At 36.3% G+C, this 21,620-nt stretch carries 18 protein-coding genes; 1 reads left to right on the top strand and 17 read right to left on the bottom strand.

Translation table 11 applies throughout. The features are described 5' to 3' along the window. Positions 1–45: 45 nt before the first annotated feature. From KUA55_RS05190 to KUA55_RS05165, 6 genes are all read right to left on the bottom strand, one after another. On the bottom strand, positions 46–975 hold the full coding sequence (locus tag KUA55_RS05190; protein ID WP_218325120.1) for a manganese-dependent inorganic pyrophosphatase: 930 nt from the start codon (positions 973–975) through the stop codon (positions 46–48). A gap of 85 nt (positions 976–1,060) precedes the next feature. Further along, positions 1,061–1,840 (bottom strand): pyruvate formate-lyase-activating protein, encoded by a 780-nt coding sequence (gene pflA / locus KUA55_RS05185; protein ID WP_218325119.1) that lies wholly within the window; start codon positions 1,838–1,840, stop codon positions 1,061–1,063. 86 nt (positions 1,841–1,926) lie between these two features. Next, entirely contained in the window at positions 1,927–4,218 is a 2,292-nt protein-coding gene (pflB, locus tag KUA55_RS05180; RefSeq protein ID WP_218325118.1) for a formate C-acetyltransferase, read from the bottom strand. Positions 4,219–4,500: 282 nt separating this feature from the next. Then, positions 4,501–6,909, bottom strand: a complete 2,409-nt coding sequence (gene parC / locus KUA55_RS05175) for a DNA topoisomerase IV subunit A (RefSeq protein ID WP_425514601.1) — start codon at positions 6,907–6,909, stop codon at positions 4,501–4,503. A 47-nt stretch (positions 6,910–6,956) separates the two neighbouring features. Beyond that, a complete protein-coding gene (gene parE, locus KUA55_RS05170) occupies positions 6,957–8,999 on the bottom strand; it encodes a DNA topoisomerase IV subunit B (protein WP_218325116.1) in 2,043 nt (680 codons plus the stop codon). Positions 9,000–9,123: 124 nt separating this feature from the next. Continuing rightward, on the bottom strand, positions 9,124–9,546 hold the full coding sequence (locus KUA55_RS05165) for a CoA-binding protein (protein ID WP_218325115.1): 423 nt from the start codon (positions 9,544–9,546) through the stop codon (positions 9,124–9,126). A gap of 105 nt (positions 9,547–9,651) precedes the next feature. Here KUA55_RS05165 and plsY point away from each other — a divergent pair, with 105 nt between their 5' ends. Beyond that, positions 9,652–10,281, top strand: coding sequence for a glycerol-3-phosphate 1-O-acyltransferase PlsY (gene plsY / locus KUA55_RS05160; RefSeq protein ID WP_218325114.1), 630 nt, complete (start codon positions 9,652–9,654; stop codon positions 10,279–10,281). A 25-nt stretch (positions 10,282–10,306) separates the two neighbouring features. On the opposite strand, the gene KUA55_RS05155 is transcribed toward plsY, so the two are convergent. The 11 genes from KUA55_RS05155 to ylqF all read right to left on the bottom strand — a co-directional run bounded on the left by KUA55_RS05155 (position 10,307) and on the right by ylqF (position 21,558). Beyond that, the gene (locus KUA55_RS05155) at positions 10,307–10,783 is read right to left on the bottom strand and encodes a GNAT family N-acetyltransferase (protein WP_218325113.1); all 477 of its coding nucleotides are present in this window, start codon (positions 10,781–10,783) and stop codon (positions 10,307–10,309) included. A gap of 10 nt (positions 10,784–10,793) precedes the next feature. Further along, entirely contained in the window at positions 10,794–11,663 is an 870-nt protein-coding gene (locus KUA55_RS05150; RefSeq protein ID WP_218325112.1) for an aldose 1-epimerase family protein, read from the bottom strand. A gap of 16 nt (positions 11,664–11,679) precedes the next feature. Next, positions 11,680–12,468 (bottom strand): GTP-sensing pleiotropic transcriptional regulator CodY, encoded by a 789-nt coding sequence (gene codY / locus KUA55_RS05145; RefSeq protein ID WP_218325111.1) that lies wholly within the window; start codon positions 12,466–12,468, stop codon positions 11,680–11,682. A gap of 19 nt (positions 12,469–12,487) precedes the next feature. Then, complete coding sequence (gene hslU / locus KUA55_RS05140; protein WP_218325110.1) at positions 12,488–13,888, bottom strand: ATP-dependent protease ATPase subunit HslU; 1,401 nt, start codon at positions 13,886–13,888, stop codon at positions 12,488–12,490. A gap of 12 nt (positions 13,889–13,900) precedes the next feature. Beyond that, positions 13,901–14,446, bottom strand: a complete 546-nt coding sequence (gene hslV / locus KUA55_RS05135) for an ATP-dependent protease subunit HslV (protein WP_218325109.1) — start codon at positions 14,444–14,446, stop codon at positions 13,901–13,903. Between the two features lie 17 nt (positions 14,447–14,463). Then, on the bottom strand, positions 14,464–15,363 hold the full coding sequence (gene xerC / locus KUA55_RS05130; RefSeq protein WP_218325108.1) for a tyrosine recombinase XerC: 900 nt from the start codon (positions 15,361–15,363) through the stop codon (positions 14,464–14,466). Between the two features lie 164 nt (positions 15,364–15,527). Then, on the bottom strand, positions 15,528–16,823 hold the full coding sequence (gene trmFO / locus KUA55_RS05125; protein ID WP_218325107.1) for an FADH(2)-oxidizing methylenetetrahydrofolate--tRNA-(uracil(54)-C(5))-methyltransferase TrmFO: 1,296 nt from the start codon (positions 16,821–16,823) through the stop codon (positions 15,528–15,530). 18 nt (positions 16,824–16,841) lie between these two features. Further along, positions 16,842–18,920, bottom strand: coding sequence for a type I DNA topoisomerase (gene topA / locus KUA55_RS05120; protein WP_218325106.1), 2,079 nt, complete (start codon positions 18,918–18,920; stop codon positions 16,842–16,844). Between the two features lie 109 nt (positions 18,921–19,029). Next, positions 19,030–19,887, bottom strand: coding sequence for a DNA-processing protein DprA (gene dprA / locus KUA55_RS05115; protein ID WP_218325105.1), 858 nt, complete (start codon positions 19,885–19,887; stop codon positions 19,030–19,032). A gap of 58 nt (positions 19,888–19,945) precedes the next feature. Further along, positions 19,946–20,710 (bottom strand): ribonuclease HII, encoded by a 765-nt coding sequence (locus KUA55_RS05110; protein ID WP_218325104.1) that lies wholly within the window; start codon positions 20,708–20,710, stop codon positions 19,946–19,948. Continuing rightward, positions 20,710–21,558: a ribosome biogenesis GTPase YlqF gene (gene ylqF / locus KUA55_RS05105; RefSeq protein WP_218325103.1), complete on the bottom strand. Its 849-nt coding sequence runs from the start codon at positions 21,556–21,558 to the stop codon at positions 20,710–20,712. Before ylqF ends, KUA55_RS05110 begins: the two co-directional genes overlap by 1 nt. Positions 21,559–21,620 lie beyond the last annotated feature (62 nt).

The raw sequence follows: 21,620 nt of genomic DNA, 5'->3' as shown, positions 1-21,620 counted from the left end.
TACTCCTAAAAAAGGAGACTCTCTTATGAAAGTCTCCAAGTCAAATTATTTTTCAAAGGCTTCAGTTAATTGGGGAACAACTTGTTTTTTTCGAGAAACAACTCCTGGTAGGAATGCTCGATTATTTTCTAATTTTGTATTAAAAGCCACTTCGACTTTTTCTTTAGGCTCTCCGGCAATCAAGATCTCAGAATCAGAATTCAAAATATTCGTTACTAATAAAACAAATAAATCATATTTATTTTTTGTGTTTTCGACAATCATCGCTGCTTCCAATGCTTCTTGACGAGCAAAAACTTCTGCTAAATCTACTGTATTCACTTGTGCCACTCGAATAGTTTTGTCTCCCATTGGGAAACTTTTAGCATCTAAGTCTAATAATTCTGCTTCAGTTTTTGTGCTTAAGTTAGTACCAGCTTTTAACATTTCTAAGCCATAACTTTCTAAATCAACATCAGCAATTGCTGCTAATTCTTTAGCGGCTTTCATATCTTCTTCAGTTGAAGTTGGAGATTTAAATAATAAAGTATCTGAAACAATTGCTGAAAGCATCATGCCAGCGATTTCTTTAGGTACGGTCACATTATTTTCTTTGTACAATTTCAATACGATGGTTGAAGTACAACCGACTGGTTCGGCGCGGTAGTATAAAGGATTAGCTGTTTGAAAGTTAGCAATTCGGTGATGGTCAACAACCGCTAAAATATTCACCTCTTCAATATCTGAAACACTTTGCTGAAACTCGTTATGGTCAACTAACATGACATCTTGCGTTTCTCCAGCAACTTTTTCAACAACTCGTGGCGCAATCAAACCAAATTGATTTAACGCGTACTCAGTTTCTTCATTTGGTGTGCCTAACGCAACTGCTTCCGCGTCAACACCTAATTCTTTTTGTAAATGTGCAAAGGCTAAAGCAGCACCAATAGCATCAGTATCTGGATTTTGGTGTCCGAAAATTAAAACTTTTGACATATTTTATCGCTCCTTTTTATCAGTTCTTTTTTATCATATCAAAAAAAAAGAAAAGAGCAACAAAATCCTGCTCTTTTCTTTTAGATTAACGGTTCAAATAGCCTTTATAATCACTCGTATGCAATAATTTTTTGGCATTTTCAACACGGTCATCAGTTGGCGGTTCAATCCCATCCAATGGATATTTAAAGCCTAATTCTTCCCACTTATATTTACCCATTGTATGATAAGGTAAAATTTCAACTTTATCGACATTGTTCAGAGTTTTGATAAACTCATCTAAACGAATTAAAAATTCATCATAGTCACTACGTTCTGGCACTAGGACATGGCGAATCCAAACTGGCTTATTAATTTCAGACAAATATCTAGCCATTCCCAAAATATTTTCATTACTATGACCGGTTAGAATTTTATGTTGCTTTTCATCAATATGTTTCACATCAAATAAGATTAAATCAGTATATTTCATTAGTTCTTCAAATTTAGAAAAAAATGGCTCTTCTCTCGTAAATGGTTTTCCACAGGTATCTAAGGTGGTGTTTACGCCTCTTTCCTTAGCCTTTTTAAATAAATCAATTAAAAAGTCCATTTGTAATAAAGGTTCCCCGCCACTGACTGTTAAACCGCCTTTTTTTCCCCAATAGCTTTTATAATGTAGGGCTTCATCCAATACATCATCAGCTGTTCTTTTTTTTGCCTTTGGGTCATTAATTTTCCAAGTATCTGGATTATGACAAAATTGGCAACGCATTTGACAGCCTTGTAAAAAGACAATAAAACGTACACCAGGTCCATCCACAGAACCAAAGCTTTCAATTGAGTGAACATTTCCTAAAACAGCCGTTTCAGTTGCAGTAGTCATGAGATTTTTCCTCCTTAGAAATGAATAGGCGAATAGACATTCCGTCCATCCGCCCATTTGTAGCTTAAAGTTATTGTGAAACCAAATTACATTTTAGCGTGGAAAGTCCGGCTAATAACGTCCATTTGTTGTTCACGAGTTAAGTCGATAAATTTAACAGCATAACCAGAAACACGAATTGTGAAGTTTGCATACTCTTCTTTTTCTGGGTGTTCCATTGCATCAACTAATTTTTCTTTACCAAATACGTTCACGTTTAAGTGATGAGCGCCTTGGTCAAAGTAACCATCTAATACGCTTGTCAAGTTAGTAATACGTTCTTCTTCATCATGACCTAAAGCATCAGGATTGATACTTTGAGTATTTGAAATACCGTCTAAAGCATATTCGTAAGGCAATTTAGTTAATGAATTTAATGAAGCTAATAATCCATGTTGTTCCGCACCGTAAGATGGGTTCGCACCAGGAGCTAAAGGTTCGCCAGCTGCACGACCATCAGGTAAAGCACCAGTTGCTTTTCCGTAAACAACGTTTGAAGTAATTGTTAAGATTGAAGTAGTTGGTTCAGAATCACGGTAAGTTTTGTAATGTTCTAATTTTTCCATGAATGTTTTAAGTAACCAAACTGCTAAATCATCTGCACGGCTATCGTCGTTACCATATTTAGGGAATTCTCCTTCAGTACGGTAGTCAATAACGATACCATCTTCATCACGAACTGGATATACTTTAGCGTATTTAATTGCTGATAATGAGTCTACTACGTGTGAGAATCCAGCGATACCAGTTGCGAAAGTACGTTTTAAGTTTGTATCCATCAAAGCTAGTTCAGCTGCTTCGTAGAAATAGCGATCATGCATATAGTGAATGATGTTCAAAGTATTTACATACATACCAGCTAACCATTCCATCATGTCATCGTATTTAGCCATTACTTCATCAAAGTCTAAAGCATCATCAGAAGTGATTGCTTGATAAGCAGGTCCTACTTGTGTTTTAGATTTTTCATCAACCCCGCCATTGATAGCATATAATAAACCTTTTGCTAAGTTAGCACGAGCACCGAAAAATTGCATTTCTTTACCAGTTTGAGTGGCAGACACACAGCAACAAATTGCATAGTCATCTAACCATACTGGACGCATAACATCATCGTTTTCGTATTGGATTGAAGAAGTATCAATTGAAACTTTAGTTGCATATTCTTTAAAGCCTTCTGGTAAACGTGAAGAATAAAGAACAGTCAAGTTTGGTTCTGGAGATGGTCCCATGTTTTCCAATGTGTGTAAGAAACGGAAATCGTTTTTAGTAACTAAAGTACGTCCGTCCATACCCATACCAGCAATTGATAATGTTGCCCAAACTGGGTCGCCAGAGAATAATTCATTGTATGAAGGGATACGAGCAAATTTCACCATACGTAATTTCATTACTAAATGGTCAATTAATTCTTGTGCTTGATCTTCATTCATTAATCCGCGTTCGATATCTCTTTGGATATATACATCCAAGAAAGTTGAAACTCGGCCAATTGACATTGCCGCACCATTTTGTTCTTTGATTGCAGCTAAGTAACCAAAGTAAGTCCATTGAACCGCTTCTTTAGCATTTTCAGCTGGACGAGAAATATCGTAGCCATAAGCTGCAGCCATTTCTTTCATACGTTTTAACGCATTGTATTGATCAGTAATTTCTTCACTTAGACGAATATCTTCATCTGAGAATTGACCATGTGTTACATTTTCGTGATCATGGAATTTTTGTTCCATCAAGTAATCAATTCCGTATAATGCTACACGACGATAGTCACCAACGATACGTCCACGACCATAAGTATCAGGTAAGCCAGTAATAATTTTATTACGACGAGCTGCTCTGATTTCTGGAGTATAAACATCAAAAACACCTTGGTTATGTGTTTTATGGTATTTTGTAAAAATTTCAGTATATTTAGGGTTAGGAGTATAGCCATAGCTTTTCAATGATTCTTCAGCCATTTTAATACCACCATAAGGCATAAATGCACGTTTTAAAGGTTTGTCAGTTTGTAAACCAACAACTGTTTCTTTGTCTTTTAAAGCTTCATCAATGTAACCAGCACCATAAGCATTTGCAGCTGAAACAACATCAGCTTCCATGTCTAATACGCCGCCATTTTCACGTTCTTGTTTTTGTAATTGTTGTAATCTGCCCCATAATTTGTCAGTTGCGTCAGTAGGGTCAGCTAAGAAAGATGCATCGCCTTCATAAGGTGTGTAATTTGCTTGGATAAAGTCACGTGTATTAATTTCAGTTTTCCATAAGTGACCTTTAAATCCATCCCATGCGCTTTTTTCAAGATTGTTCATTTTTTTAAGTTCGTTTGTTGCAGTTCCCATTCAAGAGACCTCCTTAGAAATATCCAACTATTTAATTGCTACAGCTCTACAAAAAGAGTATAACACATCTTTAAATGTTTGCAAGGTTTTCTTGTAACAGTTTGCACAATATTTTCCCGAGGTTTTTGTTATCGTTAACAAAACGCTGATATCAAGCTTTTTGCAACATATTTACTTTTTAAAATTCTTAACAAATTTTCTTGAAACAGTTATTATGTGATACAAAAAACGGCTATCTGTATTAATACAGATAGCCGTTTTCATCAATCTGTGTATTACAGATTAACTGTTTTCTTCAGATAATTCCTTCACTAATGAAACACTATATACTTGACCTTCATTTTTTTCATCTATCACAAATGATCCGTTCGACATACGATCACTTAAGACGATATCAGAAATCGCGATTGAGTGTTCAGTGCCATTTTGACTAGTGATGTTTAATTCCCCTATTGACTGATCCGTTAAATAAACCAATCGATGAGGATTTTTCTTTAATTCTCTGAAAATCATTAACCCTCGTTTAGCACGACCAAGTTGAGGTAGTTCTTGAGCCAAGATACGTTTTGCCGCACCTCGTTGACTAATTAATGTAATTGGTGAATCCCCTTCAGAAAAGACTAGTGCACCACCAACAATGAAATCGCCCTCTTTCAAGTTAACTGATTTCACACCAGCAGCTTTCGCACCTAAACAAGGAACTTCAGTTAATGGATAACGCAATCCAAAAGCTCGGTTGGTAGCAGTAAAGATGTCCATGTCATTTTTCTGATTGGTTAAAATCGCTGAAACAACTTTATCTTCAGCGTTTTTCATTTTCATTGCTAAGGTTGAACGACTTCGATAGGTACGCCATGGAGAAAATTCAGACATCTTCGTTTGCTTAATCATGCCTGATCTTGTCATAAAGATAAAAACAGCATTCTCATCAATCTCTTTATAAGGAAATACTGCTACCACTTCTTCATCGATTGATAAATTTGAGATTGTTTGTGAAATATGTTCACCAACATCTTTCCATTTTAAATCAGTAATTTCATGAATTGGTCGATAGATCATATTGCCATGATTGGTTAATATCATTAAATGGTCCAAGGTATTCAATTTATCAATAAAGATTAGTTGATCGCCATCTTTCATGCCATGTTCATTTACTTGTGAGGCATTATATGACCGAATACTACTACGTTTCAAATAACCTTCCTTTGTTAAGGTCACTATGACATCTTCTTGTGTGATTAAAACTTCAGTTTCAATTTTTATTTCAGAAATTTCTTCTTCAATTTTAGTCAGACGGTCATTGCCATATTGTTTCTTAATTTGACGTAGTTCTTGTTTCATTATTTTAAAAAGTTCTTTATCACTGTTTAAGATTAATTGTAATTCTTTGATCTTAGCTGCTAACTCTTCAGCTTCTTTTTCTAATTGTGTGATATCCGTATTGGTTAAACGATACAATTGCAAAGTCACAATTGCTTCCGCTTGTTCTTCGGTAAAATCAAATTGGGCAACTAAATTATTTTTGGCATCTTTTTTATCTTTACTTCCGCGAATTGCTGCAATGACTTCATCTAAAATCGACAAAGCTTTAACCAAACCTTCGACGATATGCTGACGTTTACGAGCTTTAGTCAATTCATACTGGCTTCGTTTAGTAATAACGGATTGGCGGTGACCAATATAGCTCTTTAAAACATGAACCAAGCCAACTTGTTTTGGTGTCATATTATCAATTGCAACCATATTGAAATTATAATTGATTTGTAAATCAGTATTTTTAAATAGGTAGTTTAGAATACCTTCTGCATTCACATCTTTTTTCAATTCCACAACAATTTGCAAACCAGTCCGATCTGTTTCATCACGAACTTCTGCGATACCATCAATTTTCTTGTTTAAACGGATTTCATCCATTTTTTTCACTAGCACAGCTTTATTAACCTCATAAGGAATTTCATGAATGACAATTTGTTGTTTGCCACCTTTTAACTGTTCAATTGAAGTCTTTGAACGTAAGATTACTTTGCCACGACCTGTTTCATAGGCCTTTTTGATTTCATCTTTTCCTTGTAAAATTGCACCAGTTGGAAAATCTGGTCCAGGAATATAAGTCATAATTTTAGTTAGATCAGCATTAGGATGATCAATCAAATAAATGGTACCATCTATCACTTCAGCTAAATTATGGGTCGGAATTTCAGTTGCATAACCTGCAGAAATCCCTGTTGAACCATTAACCAACAAATTAGGATACGCAGCTGGTAAAACAGTCGGTTCTTTTTCAGTATCATCAAAATTCCAGACGAAGTCGACTGTTTCTTTTTCGATGTCTTGCAGCATTTCACCGCTTAATTTTGATAAACGTGCTTCAGTATACCGCATCGCAGCAGGTGGATCTCCATCCATCGAACCGTTATTACCATGCATCTCAATTAATACTTCCCGTAATTTCCAGTCCTGGCTCATTCGGACCATAGCTTCATAAATTGAACTGTCGCCGTGAGGATGATAATTCCCCATGATATTTCCAACTGACTTAGCAGACTTACGAAACCCTTTGTCAAAAGTATTGCCATCTTTATCCATTGCATACAAGATGCGCCGTTGAACAGGTTTTAAACCGTCTCGAATGTCCGGCAGTGCCCGTTCTTGAATAATGTATTTAGAATAGCGCCCGAAGCGTTCTCCCATGACTTCTTCTAATGTTAATTCTTGAATCGCATGTTGATTTTCCAAGGCTATTCCTCCCCATCAAATAAATTTGCTTGATAAATTTCCGTTTCAGTTGGATCTTTAACTACAGTGGTAGTTGCCGTAATATCGTCTTCTGTTTTACTGTCCAACAAACTACCATCTTCTTCCAAGGTAAATTGAACATGGCTTTCAATCCACTTTCTACGGGGTTCAACTTTATCCCCCATTAAAGTAGTGACTCTTCGTTCTGCTTTAGCAGCGTCATCTATTCTTACACGAACCAATGTACGATGCTCTGGATCCATGGTTGTTTCCCATAATTGATCAGCATTCATTTCTCCGAGACCTTTATAACGCTGTAACATATAACCTTTGCCAACTGTTTCAATCGCTGATTGTAATTCATCGTCAGTCCAAACATATTCCACTACTTGTTTTTTACCGCTACCTTTTGAAACTTTATACAATGGTGGTAAAGCTATATAAATTTTCCCAGCTTCAATCAATGGTTTCATATAACGATAAAAGAAAGTCAGTAATAAGACTTGGATATGGGCACCATCGGTATCCGCATCGGTCATGATTATCACTTTATCGTAATTGCAGTCTTCAATACTAAATTCTGGACCAACGCCAGCACCAATTGTATAAATCATCGTATTGATTTCTTCATTTTTTAAGATATCTTGCATTTTGGCTTTTTCAGTATTGATGACTTTCCCTCTTAAAGGCAAAATTGCTTGGAATTTTCGATCGCGTCCTTGCTTAGCTGAACCACCAGCAGAATCTCCTTCGACTAAAAATAGTTCATTACGTTTTGCATTCCGGGATTGAGCCGGAGTCAATTTACCAGAAAGTAGTGACTCACCTTTTTTACGTTTTTTGCCATTACGGCTTTCTTCTCGCGCTTTACGAGCAGCCTCACGAGCTTCTCGGGCTTTGACAGCCTTGCGGACCAACATCTGACTATTTTCGCTATTTTCTTGTAGATAGTAGCCTAGCTGTTCACTAATCACACTATCAACCGCTCCTCTAGCAGCTGGCGTTCCGAGTTTTTCTTTGGTTTGGCCCTCAAATTGTAATAGGTTTTCAGGAATGCGAACTGATAATACTGCCGCCAAACCTTCACGGAAATCTGTACCTTCTAAATTCTTATCTTTTTCTTTCAGTAACCCAGTTTTACGAGCATACTCGTTGAATGCCTTTGTAATCGATGTCTTCATCCCTGCTTCATGGGTACCACCATCTTTTGTGCGGACGTTATTAACAAAAGATAAGATATTTTCTGAGTAGCCATCATTATATTGATAAGAAAACTCAACTTCGATTCCTTCTTTTTCTCCAGAAAAATAAGTAACCGGTGTTAGAGTATCTTTGTCTTCATTTAAATAAGCTACAAATTCCTTGATACCTTCTTCAAAATGATAGACTTCGGAATTTTTTTCTTCTCCCCGTAAATCATTTAAAGTAATTTTGACACCACGTAATAAGAAAGCCGATTCTCGCAATCGTTCAGCTAAAGTATCAAAAGAAAATTTAACTGTGCTAAAAATTGTATCATCTGGCATAAAATGAACCATTGTACCGTTTGGTTTTTTAGTTTTGCCAATTTTTTTCAGAGTGCCTTGTGGTTTACCACCATTTTTAAATTCTTGTTGATACTCAACACCATCACGAACAATATTTACTGTCAGCCAACTTGATAGAGCGTTTACCACACTGGCACCAACACCATGTAATCCACCAGACGTTTTGTAGCCGCCCTGACCAAATTTTCCGCCGGCATGTAAAATAGTAAAAATTACTTCTACCGTGGGAATTCCTGAAGCATGCATCCCAACTGGCATCCCACGACCTTTATCGCTAACTTCCACACTATTATCAGGGTGTAAAGTTACTTCAATGTCACTACCGAAACCAGATAATGCTTCATCAACTGCATTATCAACGATTTCATAAACCAAATGATGTAAACCACGGCTGTCAGTCGAACCGATATACATTCCTGGACGTTTTCTAACTGCTTCCAATCCTTCTAACACTTGAATAGAAGCATCATTATATTCATTATTTATCTTCTTAGCCAATCCTACAGCTCCTATCTAAAAAATACATCTCTTGTATGATACGCTAAATTTGGCCAAAAAAAAAGCCTCCCTTAGTACCCGAGAGGCATTTTATCAATTTTTTGTCATGATTACAAATAAAAGTTTATCCTCTTTTACCTAATTCGATCTTGATACACCGATTCATCACGACATCTTTTTTTCCGGCTTCTTTCAAAATTTCATAAGCTTCTTCGCTTTGTAAACCTAATTGAGCCCAAAATACTTTTGCATCTGTTTTGATAAAATCTTCGGCTACTTGTGGTAGAAACTCACTACGACGGAAAATATCAACAATATCAATCGACTCAGGAACTTCAGCTAAGGTTGCGACAACAGGAATCTCATTCACTGTCTGACCAGCAAGTTTCGGATTCACACCGTATAATGTATAATTAAATTTTTTCAAAAGATCCGCAATGGCATAGCTTGTTTTAGTTGGATTATCACTTAAGCCTACAACCGCAATAACTTTAGCATCATTCAGATAATCGAAAATCTTTTCTTGACTAGGATTTTCAAACGCCATCAGTCCACCTCTTTCTTTTTTTATAGTATAACATGTGAAATTGATTTGTTCACATATTTGAAATCTGCTAAAATGAACATATTATTGATAGAAATGAGGATTTATATGGAAACAGCTATGCTTTTGGCAGTAGCTTATTTTTTAGGTTCGATTCCATCAGGTGTCTGGATCGGCAAAATTTTCTTTAAAAAAGATATCCGTGATTTTGGTAGTAAAAATACCGGCACTACCAACACCTTCCGTGTTTTAGGTAAAAAAGCCGGTGCAATTGTTTTTTTGATGGATTTATTAAAGGGAACTTTAGCAACTTGCCTACCAATGATTTTCCATTTAGAGATTAATCCACTTTGGTTCGGTTTAGTTGCTGTCATCGGCCATACTTTACCAATCTTTGCTGGATTTAAAGGTGGAAAAGCAGTTGCAACAAGTGGTGGCATGTTATTAGGTTACAGTCCCCAGTTTTTCTTGTATTCGCTAATCTTTTTTATCATTATTTTGTACATTACCAGTATGGTGAGCGCTACTAGTATCATTGCAGCGATCTTTGTAACATTATCGACAATTATTTTACCCTTGACACATACAGGAATTCTACCTAACTTTAACTGGTTATTAACTATTATTTGTTTTGCACTAACTTGCTACATTATTTATCGTCATCGAGAAAACATCATTCGAATAAAAAATGGTACAGAAAGCCGAATATCCTTTGGTTTACACAAAAAATCCAGCTAATCGCTTAGGCGACGAGCTGGTTTTTTTAAATTTCTCTCATTAAAAATACATTATCAACCGCAACAACCGGATAGTCCTTTGGAAAATCAGTCAATGGTAAAGCGACAAACTGATTTTTCTTGTAAAATCCCAAAGCCGCCTTGAAAATATCAATAGTTCCTAAATATACATAGTGAATGTCTTCGGTTTTACAATAATCCAACAACACATCCAATAATTTCTGACCAACTTGAGCTTTGCCACGGTATTTTTTATTAACAAACATTTTTCTTAAAGCACTATTGCCATCCTTCAAACGGATCAAAGCAATTGTCCCTACCACCTGACCTTGGTCGATAGCTAGCCAAAAATTTCCACCATCTTTTTGATAAAAATCAGGAATATTAGCCAAATCTGGCTGATCTGCTAACGTAATATTTACCTCAAATTCATCTGTTTGAATACCTACAATCAAATCGGTTAACTGCTGCTGGTATTTTTTATCATACTTAATAATTTCCATTCGTTTCACCTCAATGAATAGTAATTGAAAATTCGGTTTTAAATGTCTCGTTTGCTGGCAAATGCTGCATACCTGCTTTGTCCTCCAATTTGCCAGTGCTATTAACTGTATCCGCAAATCCCCACCAAGGTTCAATACATAAAAAGGGTGCTTCTTTTGGCATTGGAGACCAAAAGCCAACGTAAGGAATATTATTATAAGTCACTGTAACGTTATGTTTTGAATCTTCTGAACCAACAGTATATGAATTAAGTCCACGAGTTTCATAAATTAACGCATCTTCTTTAAATAAGTCATGACTCAATTGAATATTGGTGTTGGTTTGACCTAAAGTTTTTTGATCTAAATTAGCAAACGGTCCCTCCAAAGGAATCTTTATCCGACTTTTTTGCGGTGAAAAAGCAATAAAATAGTCATCAAATGTTAAGTTTTCTTCTAAAGGAATGTTAAACGCTGGATGTCCACCCAAAGCGAAAATTAATTCGCCTGAACTAGGATTTTGGACTTCAAAACGTATCCGGAGCCCCTCTCCCCAAACCTCATAACTAACAATCAAAACAAAATCAAAAGGATAGATCTTTTTTGTTTCAGCATCACTCTTCAAAATAAATGTAGCTTTTTCAGCAGTTTGCTCTAACAATTCAAATTTTTTATCACGGGCAAAACCATGTTGACCCATTGGATAATTTTCCCCTTGATAAGTATATTGGTCGTTCTTCAAACGACCCACAAAAGGAAATAGAATTGGTGCGTGACGTCCCCAATAATTTGGGTCAGCCTGCCAAATATACTCAATTTGATTCGCAGAAAGACTGGTTAATTCTGCCCCTTTTTCATTAATTATTGCAGTCAAATATTCATTCTTAATTGTTACTGACATTTGCAAGCCCCCTCGTTTAGCGGTGACGGGCCAGCTCTTCTTTAAAGAGCGGGTTCAACACCTTTAAGTATGTGCCTTTCATTCCTAAAGATCGTGAATCAATAATACCAGCCGATTCTAACTTTCGTAAAGCATTTACAATCACTGAACGAGTAATCCCAATTTCATCAGCAATATTAGAAGCAGTTAATCTTCCTTCATCACCTTCGAGAGCTGCAAATATCGCTTTTACAGCCTTTAATTCACTATATGAAAGAGTGTTAATGGCCATTTGGACAGCTGTTTGTGAACGAACATTTTCTTCAACATTTAAGAATTGTTGGTACAAAATTTCCATACCGACAACAGTTGCACCATATTCTGCTAGGACTAAATCATCGTCACCAAAAGCTTCATCTGTTCTAGCTACAACAATTGTTCCTAAACGCTCTCCAGAACCGAAAATCGGAATCACTGTTGTCAAACCATTAGGATAATATTCAGATCGTTCGGTTGGAAAAGCGGTTAAAGGATTTTCCACTGAAATATTGGCTTCCGTTTTTTCAACGTTTTCCATATTCGATACATATATTTCTGGAAATTGCCGATCAACAATAAATGACTTTACCCGATCAGTATTAATATCAATCTTTTCATTGTAACCTAATAATTTTCCATCAGAACCGATAATATACGTCAAAGCTTCTAACACATCTCCTAAAATTCGAGCCATGTTATTGTAAGGCATTTCAGCTTGTGGTTCAAAAGCGTTTTTTTGTTGCATCAATTTATTGATTTGACGAGTTTTTTCTAGCAATGAGACCATATTTTTAACAACCCCTTTTTTATAATATATAGCGACTTAAATCTTTGTTTTCAGCAATGCTAGCTAATTTTTCATCCACATAGGCTTCCGTAATGCGAATTTCCCCCATTTGCATATCTGGTGCTTCGTATAATAAATCTTCTAGTAATTTCTCTAAAATAGTATGAAGACGTCGAGCCCCGATATTGTCCGTTTCACGATTGACATTGTACGCAATTTCGGCAATTTTTTTGATAGCTTCTTGAGTAAAAATCACATTAACATTTTCTGTTCCGATTAAAGCAACATACTGGCTGATTAATGCATTGTTCGGTTCAGTTAAAATACGAACAAAATCTTCCGCCGTTAGATCAGATAATTCTACCCGAATTGGGAAGCGACCTTGTAATTCAGGAATCAAATCACTTGGTTTAGATAAAGAAAATGCACCACTAGCAATAAATAGCACATGGTCAGTTTGAATGGCACCATATTTTGTATTTACTTGTGAGCCTTCCACGATTGGCAAGATATCTCTTTGAACACCTTCTCGCGAAACTTCTCCTGAATTTTGTTGGGATTTTGAAGTAATCTTATCGATTTCATCAATGAAAATAATGCCTGAACTTTCAGCCAATCGAATTGCTGCAGTAGAAATATCCGCCTCGTTAACAAGTTTTGCTTGCTCTTCTCTGACTAATAATTCTTGCGCCTCTTTAACAGTGACTGTTCGTTGGATCTTTTTACTAGGACTTAGCGCGCCTAATGCATCATTAAGATCAATACCCATTTGTTCCATCGCATTATTCATTTGGGGAGCATTTTTTTTCGGCTCTTCGATTTCAATAGTCACTTCGCGGCTATCTAAAGCACCCTTTTCTAATTGTTCTAAGATTGTTGAACGATTCACTTTTATTTCTTCTGTGATTTCTTCTTTAGGTTCATTGGTTTGTGCCTGATTAAACATATTCATCATTTGTTGATAAGGATTATTATTTTGGTTATTTTGTTCTTTTTTGATTCCAGGAACTAAAACTTTCACTAATCGTTTATTAGCTTTTTTTAAGGCTTGGCTATATACACGAGAATACTGTTCTTTTTCAACTATTGTAATTGCATTTTCGACTAAATCCCGCACCATCGACTCAACATCACGACCAACATAACCAACTTCGGTAAATTTTGTAGCTTCGACTTTGACAAAAGGTGCTTTAACAATTCGAGCCAATCGACGAGCAATTTCAGTTTTCCCAACACCAGTTGGACCAATCATTAAAATATTTTTTGGCGTTACTTCTTGCTGCATACTTTCTTCTAATTGCATTCGTCGATAACGATTCCGTAATGCAATGGCAACTGATCTCTTAGCGTCATTTTGACCGATAATATATTGATCTAATTCAGCGACTATTTCTTTTGGGGTTTTATTCATTTCACTCATTTTTTAACTCCTTTACATTTCTTCGACAATGATATTATGATTAGTGAAGACACAAATATCTGCCGCAATATTTAAAGCACTCTCAGCAACTTCTTTAGCACTCATTTCAGGATTATGTTTTTTCATTGCTCGAGCAGCAGCTAAAGCATAGTTTCCTCCTGAACCGATGGCTAGAATACCGTCATCTGGTGCAATTACTTCACCATTTCCTGATACTAATAGCATTTCTTCTTTATTCATAACAATTAACAAAGCTTCTAAGTTTTTCATTGCTTGTTGAGTGCGCCACTCTTGGGCTAACTCAACGGCTGCTCTTTGTAAATTGCCATTGTATTCATTTAATTTGCCTTCAAATTTTTCTTCAAGGGTAAAGGCATCTGCCACACTGCCTGCAAATCCGACTACCACTTCTCCATTATAGATGCGGCGAACTTTTCTAGCGGTTCCCTTCATCATGATTTGTTGTCCCATGGTTACTTGACCGTCTCCAGCCATCGCCAATTTGCCGTCTTTTTCAACGGCACATATAGTTGTTGAATGAAATTGTGATTCTGACATTCCTGTTTCCTCCTAGTTTATGCTCTTGGATGAAATGAGCGATAATTTTTTTGTAAACTTTCCTTTGTTACATGTGTGTAAATTTGAGTGGAAGATAGATTACTATGACCCAATAGTTCCTGCACCGTTCTTAAATCGGCCCCATTATTTAGTAAATGCGTGGCAAAAGTATGTCGCAGCATATGTGGATGAATGTCACTAGCTAAACTACTCTTTTTTATAATTTGTTTTAAGACATATTCAATTCCAGTTGGCGTAATCTGAACACCTCGATGGTTAATGAATACAAAATCATGGCTTTGTTGAAAATGTGCCATGATTTTTTGTCGGCCATCATTTAAATATTCTTTTAAAGCATCCGCTGCATAAGATCCCAGTGGCACATAACGATCTTTACCACCTTTTCCGTGAATCAATAAGACACTATTATCAAAATCTACTACTGACAAGGTTAAGTTAGCGCATTCACTCACTCGCAAACCAGCACCGTATAATATTTCTAATAATGCCCGATTTCTTTGATCCAATGGTTTATCACCAGATACGCTATCAAATAATACTTGTATTTCTTTTTCAAAAAAGAAACGTGGCAACTTAGCATTTTTCTTTTTTAAATGGACATAAGAAAATGGGTTTTCCTCTATCATCTCTAGACGTAAAAGATACTGGTAAAATGATCTTAAGCTAGCAATTTTACGGCTAATCGTATTGCGACTATACTTGAGATCGTTTAAATAGGAAAGGTAAATTCGAACATCTAAATGTTGCACTTTTAGTAAATTAGCTTCACCAGACTCTGTTAAGAATTCTAAAAAATCAACTAAATCATTCCCATAGCCTTTTTCCGTTTCAGGTGAATAACCTCTTTGATTAATCAAATAACTTAAAAATTCTGAAATTAATTTTTGGTTCTCCATTTAATCACCTCAGATATATGTAAATTTAGCACAGCCAATCGATAAATACAATTAAATTGTCAGAATTTATTGAGTTTTCACGAATTACCTTACAATTTCCTGTTTAGGTTTTTTAAGATAACAAAAAAAGATGAAGTCAATATGAACTTCATCTTTTACTTTTATTAAATTTTTGTTTCGGCTAATGCTACTAATGCACGATTGGCTAACGTTTCATAGCGCAGTTTTTTATCTTTGATTCGTTCTGGCAAACTTGGAAATAAACCGAAGTTGGCATTCATTGGTTGGAAGTGTTTTCCTTCTGCATGAGTAATATAATATGCCATTGAGCCAATCGCAGTTTCTGGTGGAAATTCAATCAACTCTTCACCCTTGGCTAATTTTGCTGCGTTAATTCCAGCGACTAAGCCACTGCCCGCACTTTCAACATAACCTTCTACACCAGTCATTTGTCCGGCGAAAAATAAATCAGCACGTTTTTTGCTTTGATATGTGGGTTTTAATAATTCTGGTGAATTCATAAAACTATTACGATGCATAACACCGTACCGTAAAAACTCTGCATTTTCCAAACCGGGAATCATTCGAAAGACTCTTTTTTGTTCGCCCCATTTTAAATGAGTTTGAAAACCTACGATATTGTACATTGACGCTGCCGCATTATCCTGACGTAATTGAATAACTGCGTAGGGACGTTTACCAGTTTTAGGATCTTCTAGTCCAACTGGTTTCATGGGACCAAAAAGCATCGTTTTTTCTCCACGATTAGCCATTACTTCAATCGGCATACAGCCTTCGAAATACTTTTCTTTTTCAAATTCTTTTTGCTCAGCTACTTCTGCTTCAATAAGTGCCTCTCGAAAAGCATCAAATTCTTCTTTATTCATTGGACAGTTTAAATAAGCTGCCTCACCTTTGTCATAGCGTGATTTCAAATAAACTTTTTCTCGATCAATCGTTGAACCATCTAAAATTGGAGCCGCAGCGTCATAAAAATAAAATCCGTGGGAACCATTATATTCAGCAATTTTCTCAGCCAATGTTTCAGAAGTCAAAGGACCCGTTGCAATTATGGTAATTCCTTCTGGTAAATCATTCACTTCTTCATTAATGACAGTCACTAAGGGATGATTTTTAACTTTTTTTGTAATCAATTCTGAGAAGCCTTCACGGTCAACTGCCAAGGCGCCACCAGCTGGTACCGCTGTTTCATCAGCTGAAGATATGACGACAGAATTTAAGCGGCGCATTTCTTCTTTTAAAACTCCTACCGCATTTGCTAAACTGTTTCCTCGTAAAGAATTACTACAAACTAATTCAGCGAATTTTTCTGTTTTATGAGCGGGTGTTGATTTAACTGGGCGCATTTCATATAAATTCACCAGGACGCCTGCTTCGGCGATCTGCCATGCGGCTTCACTACCAGCCAATCCCGCACCAATTACATTCACAGGTTTCATCTTGTTCCTCACTTCAAATTATTTTTGCGGTGCTTCTTCATAATCACCGTTCACACAGACTACTTGTTTGCCACCTTTAACTTTTTTCTCAACTAAGTAGCCGCCATCCTTCGGACAATTACGGCCAATTGGTTTATCCCACGAAGTAAAATCACAATCTGGATAACGAGAACAACCATAGAATAAACGATTTTTCTTAGACTTTCTTTCCACAACTTGACCTTCATGACAGACAGGACACTCCACACCAATTTCTTTAATGATTGGTTTGGTATTACGACAATCTGGAAAGTTACTACATGCATAGAATTTTCCGTATCTTCCAAGTTTAATCACCATCGGATTACCACAAACGTCGCAGTCAAAACCTGCTGGCTCATCCTTAATTTGGATTTTTTCCATATTTTCTTCAGCTTTTTCTAACTCTTCAGCAAATGGTCGGTAGAATTTATCTACGACTTTAATCCATTCTTCTTTGCCTTCTTCGACTTTATCCAAGTCATTTTCCATCGAAGCTGTAAAGTTAACATCGACAATTTGTGGGAAGAATTCCACAATCAATGAATTAACAATCTCGCCTAGTTCTGTCGGCTCAAAGCGTTTTTGATTTAATTTTACATAGTAACGTCGTTGAATTGTTTCTAAAGTTGGTGCATAGGTTGATGGACGTCCCACGCCATTTTCTTCTAAAGTTTTTATTAGAGTTGCTTCACTATAACGAGCTGGTGGTTGAGTAAAATGTTGTTTTGGTTCGATATCGATAGATTGCACTTTATCGCCTTCAGCTAAATCTGGCAAAATATTGTCTTTATCTTCTTTGCCATCATCGCGACCTTCTATATACACAATCATATAACCTTTAAATTTCACTCTCGAGCCATTTGCTACAAAAGTCACACCATTTTGTTCCAAAGTTGCGCGAACTGTATCAAAAACAGCTGGTGTCATTTGACTGGCAACAAAACGTGACCAGATTAATGTATAAAGTTTTAACTGATCTTTATCTAAGTATTGTTTCATTACTTCTGGTGTACGAGTGACACTGGTAGGGCGAATTGCCTCATGGGCATCCTGTGAACCTTGTGGATTTTTTGTTTTACGGGCATGGTGTTGCGAATATTCTTTACCATAAGTTTCTTCAATGTAAGTCGCTGCTTCAGTCTTAGCCGTATCAGAAATCCGAGTGGAATCTGTACGCATATAAGTGATTAATCCGACTGTTCCCTGTTTCCCTAAAGTAATTCCTTCGTACAATTGTTGTGCTACCATCATGGTCTTCCTAGTACGGAAATTTATTTTACGAGCAGACTCTTGTTGTAAACTACTTGTGGTAAATGGATTTGGCGCATTTCGTTTACGCTCTTTCTTTTCAACTTTGGTGACATCATAATCTTTACCATCAATTCGATTGATAACTTCTTTTACAGCCTCAGAGTTTGGTAATTTTTTCTTTTTACCATCGACTCCCCAGAAATTAGCTTTAAATTTTTTGGTTTTCTTTTTAAAATTACCGTCAATACTCCAATATTCTTCTGGTTTAAAATCACGAATTTCTTTCTCGCGATCAATAATAATTTTTAAGGCAATCGATTGGACTCGACCCGCACTTAAACCTTTTTTGACTTTTTTCCATAAAATAGGTGAAATGCTATAACCTACTAAACGATCCAATGCACGACGGGCTTGTTGGGCATCGACTAGTGAAACATCAATTGTCCGAGGTTCTTTGAAGGCAGCTTTTACTGCATCTTTTGTAATTTCGTTAAAAACCACTCGATTTTTATCTTCCAAATCTAATTTCAAAATATATGCCAAATGCCAAGCTATCGCTTCACCTTCACGGTCCGGGTCACTTGCGAGATAGACATTTTGCGCTTTTTTGGCTGCCTGTTTCAAGCCCTTAATCACATCGCCTTTTCCACGAATGTTGATATAATGAGGTTCATAATTGTTTTCAACATCAATCCCCATTTTGCTTTTCGGTAGATCGCGAACGTGTCCGACACTTGCTACAACTTTATAATTTCTCCCTAAATACTTTTCAATTGTTTTTGCTTTTGCTGGCGATTCCACAATGACTAAATTCTTATAGGCCAAAGTTTTTTGCCTCCTTAAATTTTTTCTTCTATTATATATCTACTTTTTTGAAGCTTTTTTCAAATCGTAGCCTATATTAGCCATTCAGAATTTATTTGTCAAGTAAGCGCTAGTAAATTTTTTTCAATAATTGGTAAGAATCTATAATATTCTGCACGTTCTCCACACAGACTGCACCATCTTGAATTAGTTGATGGCAACCACTGGAACGACCATCAATAATGCTTCCGGGTACAGCAAAAACTTCCTTACCATACTCCAAAGCAACTTGAGCCGTAATTAGTGACCCGCTACGAACTTTTGCTTCTACAACTAACACACCACTTGCCAAAGCAGCAATGATTCGATTCCGCATTGGAAAATGAAATTTTTGTGGAGACGTGCCATTAGGATACTCGCTTAAGATTAAATGATTTTTAGCCATCTCAATTTGTAAGTTTGCTGACTCTTTAGGATAACAAATATCTAAGCCTGTACCAATTACAGCAATTGTTTTTCCAAAATAACTGATGGCAAACTGATGGGCATACGAATCGATTCCCTTAGCTAAACCACTAACAATCACAAATTGGTGCTTCACCAAATCTCCAACCAATTTTTTACAAACGTCAAAACCATAATTAGAGGCATTTCTCGCACCAACAACTGCAATTTTACTTCTGGAAATAAGATCAATATTCCCTTTATAAAAAATAACAAGTGGAGGCTGAGGAATTTGACGTAATTCTTCAGGATATATTTCATCGCAGTAAGTAATGTATTGATGCGTTCGTTTTATTTCAGCTAAATGATCCATAGTCAAATCGTGCCAATTATTCGGCTGACGGCATTTGGTAATTAAGCCAATTTCATTAGCCGTCAGATTCCAAAAATGATTTGTTTTAGCAAAATTGTAAATTTTGGTTTTACTAACGATGCCTATCCCTTTTGTCAAGCTTAACCGCAACAAAAAATCTCTTTCTTCCAAAAAAATCCCCTCTTTTCTACCATTTATTAATAAGGTAGTTTAAAAGAGAGGTTTTGCTTTATTTATCTTTAATCGGTGCGAAAGTTTTACGATGAATCGATAATATTCCTTGACTCTCAATAGCAGCCATATGTTGTTTTGTGCCATAACCAGCATTTTTGTCAAAACCGTACGCCGGATAATCTTTACCATAATTTGTCATCCACTCATCGCGATAAACTTTGGCAATAATGCTGGCAGCCGCGATCGACACCGAACGGGCATCTCCTTTGATAATTTTTTCTTGAGGTAAGCCGTTTGGTAATACCATGGCATCAATTAACAAGCAGTCTGGGGAGATTTCCAACTGATCAATTGCTCTTTGCATCGCAACTTTTGTGGCTTCATAAATATTTATTTGATCGATTTCCTCAGCCGTTGCTTCCCCAATTCCAATTGCGCGAGCATTTTTCTTAATTTCTTTAACTAAACTTTCTCTTTTTGTTATAGATAATTGTTTAGAATCATTTAAACCAAGAATTTGATGGTCTTCATTTAAAATAACTGCCGCTGCAACCACAGGTCCCGCTAATGGCCCTCGACCGACTTCATCAATGCCACAAATTGCGGTAAAACCGGCCGCTTTTTTCTCTTTTTCAAATTGCGACATTTCTTGATATTGTTTTTTTAAAGCAATTTTTTTTAACTGTTGATTTTCCCACTGAATAATTGCTTGCTGAACACCTTTTCTGGAATCCTCACGAAAGATCATTAATTGTGGGTCATTATCTGCTGTAATTGTTAATAGAATTTGTTTTATTTCCTGAATTGACAGCTTCCCCATTAATCTACCTTCTCCTCATAACGATCAAGTGTGAATCGTCCTAAACGTCCTTGACGTAATTCATTGATTAACAACTCACTACCACGTTCATAATCATCTTTAAAACCGCGTTTTTTGGTGATTTCCATTAATATTTCCGCTGCTGGTTGAAACAAATCATCTTCAGATAATTGATACCGTTCCATCAAAATTTCTGGATAAAAACGACTAAGAATTTCCAACTCGTAAATGGCTAAATCATCCAATTGTAATAAATCATCCTTAATCGCACCAGTCAAAGCCAGCCTTTTACCCACCTCTGGATCTTCGAATTTTGGCCACAAAATTCCTGGTGTATCCAATAATTCTAATTGTGAATTAAAACGCAACCATTGCTGACCTTTTGTTACACCTGGCTTGTTACCTGTCGTGGCAACTTTTTTCCCAGCTAAGTGATTAAGTAATGTTGATTTCCCCACATTTGGAATGCCTAAAACAATTGCTCGAATAGCTCGTTCTTTTAGACCCTTTTCTTTATCCCGTGCTCTTTTTTCAGCCAAAACCTTTTTAGCAGCTGGCACAATTTGTTTGACACTTTTATCATTTTTCGCAGTCAAAGCCAATGTTTCATAGCCAAGATTGTTAAAATAGTTTTGCCACTTTTGGGTTTGGACAGGGTCCGCTAAATCTGCTTTGTTTAATAATATAATCCGTGGTTTTTGTTGAATAATTTGATCCAGCATCGGGTTACGGGATGATTTTGGTAGCCGAGCATCTACCAACTCAAAAACGATATCTACATATTTTAATTTTTCCTGAACTTCACGCCGAGCCTTCGCCATGTGTCCTGGAAACCATTGTATAGCCATATAAATACTTCCTCCTAATACCTTAAATCTTAGATAGACACCTCTGATTGTACCATAATTAA

Source organism: Enterococcus alishanensis (genome assembly GCF_019218635.1).
Taxonomy (GTDB): domain Bacteria; phylum Bacillota; class Bacilli; order Lactobacillales; family Enterococcaceae; genus Enterococcus_A; species Enterococcus_A alishanensis.
Note: the sequence above shows the minus strand (reverse complement) of the source record. Positions and strands in the feature narration are given on the sequence as shown.

What these genes read in the sequence shown, in the direction of transcription:
- KUA55_RS05190 (WP_218325120.1), bottom strand. Translation starts at nt 975, where the DNA reads ATGTCAAAAGTTTTAATTTTCGGACACCAAAATCCAGATACTGATGCT.
- pflA (WP_218325119.1), bottom strand. Translation starts at nt 1,840, where the DNA reads ATGACTACTGCAACTGAAACGGCTGTTTTAGGAAATGTTCACTCAATT.
- pflB (WP_218325118.1), bottom strand. Translation starts at nt 4,218, where the DNA reads ATGGGAACTGCAACAAACGAACTTAAAAAAATGAACAATCTTGAAAAA.
- parC (WP_425514601.1), bottom strand. Translation starts at nt 6,909, where the DNA reads ATGGGAGAACGCTTCGGGCGCTATTCTAAATACATTATTCAAGAACGG.
- KUA55_RS05165 (WP_218325115.1), bottom strand. Translation starts at nt 9,546, where the DNA reads ATGGCGTTTGAAAATCCTAGTCAAGAAAAGATTTTCGATTATCTGAAT.
- plsY (WP_218325114.1), top strand. Translation starts at nt 9,652, where the DNA reads ATGGAAACAGCTATGCTTTTGGCAGTAGCTTATTTTTTAGGTTCGATT.
- KUA55_RS05155 (WP_218325113.1), bottom strand. Translation starts at nt 10,783, where the DNA reads ATGGAAATTATTAAGTATGATAAAAAATACCAGCAGCAGTTAACCGAT.
- KUA55_RS05150 (WP_218325112.1), bottom strand. Translation starts at nt 11,663, where the DNA reads ATGTCAGTAACAATTAAGAATGAATATTTGACTGCAATAATTAATGAA.
- codY (WP_218325111.1), bottom strand. Translation starts at nt 12,468, where the DNA reads ATGGTCTCATTGCTAGAAAAAACTCGTCAAATCAATAAATTGATGCAA.
- hslU (WP_218325110.1), bottom strand. Translation starts at nt 13,888, where the DNA reads ATGAGTGAAATGAATAAAACCCCAAAAGAAATAGTCGCTGAATTAGAT.
- hslV (WP_218325109.1), bottom strand. Translation starts at nt 14,446, where the DNA reads ATGTCAGAATCACAATTTCATTCAACAACTATATGTGCCGTTGAAAAA.
- xerC (WP_218325108.1), bottom strand. Translation starts at nt 15,363, where the DNA reads ATGGAGAACCAAAAATTAATTTCAGAATTTTTAAGTTATTTGATTAAT.
- trmFO (WP_218325107.1), bottom strand. Translation starts at nt 16,823, where the DNA reads ATGAAACCTGTGAATGTAATTGGTGCGGGATTGGCTGGTAGTGAAGCC.
- KUA55_RS05110 (WP_218325104.1), bottom strand. Translation starts at nt 20,710, where the DNA reads ATGGGGAAGCTGTCAATTCAGGAAATAAAACAAATTCTATTAACAATT.
- ylqF (WP_218325103.1), bottom strand. Translation starts at nt 21,558, where the DNA reads ATGGCTATACAATGGTTTCCAGGACACATGGCGAAGGCTCGGCGTGAA.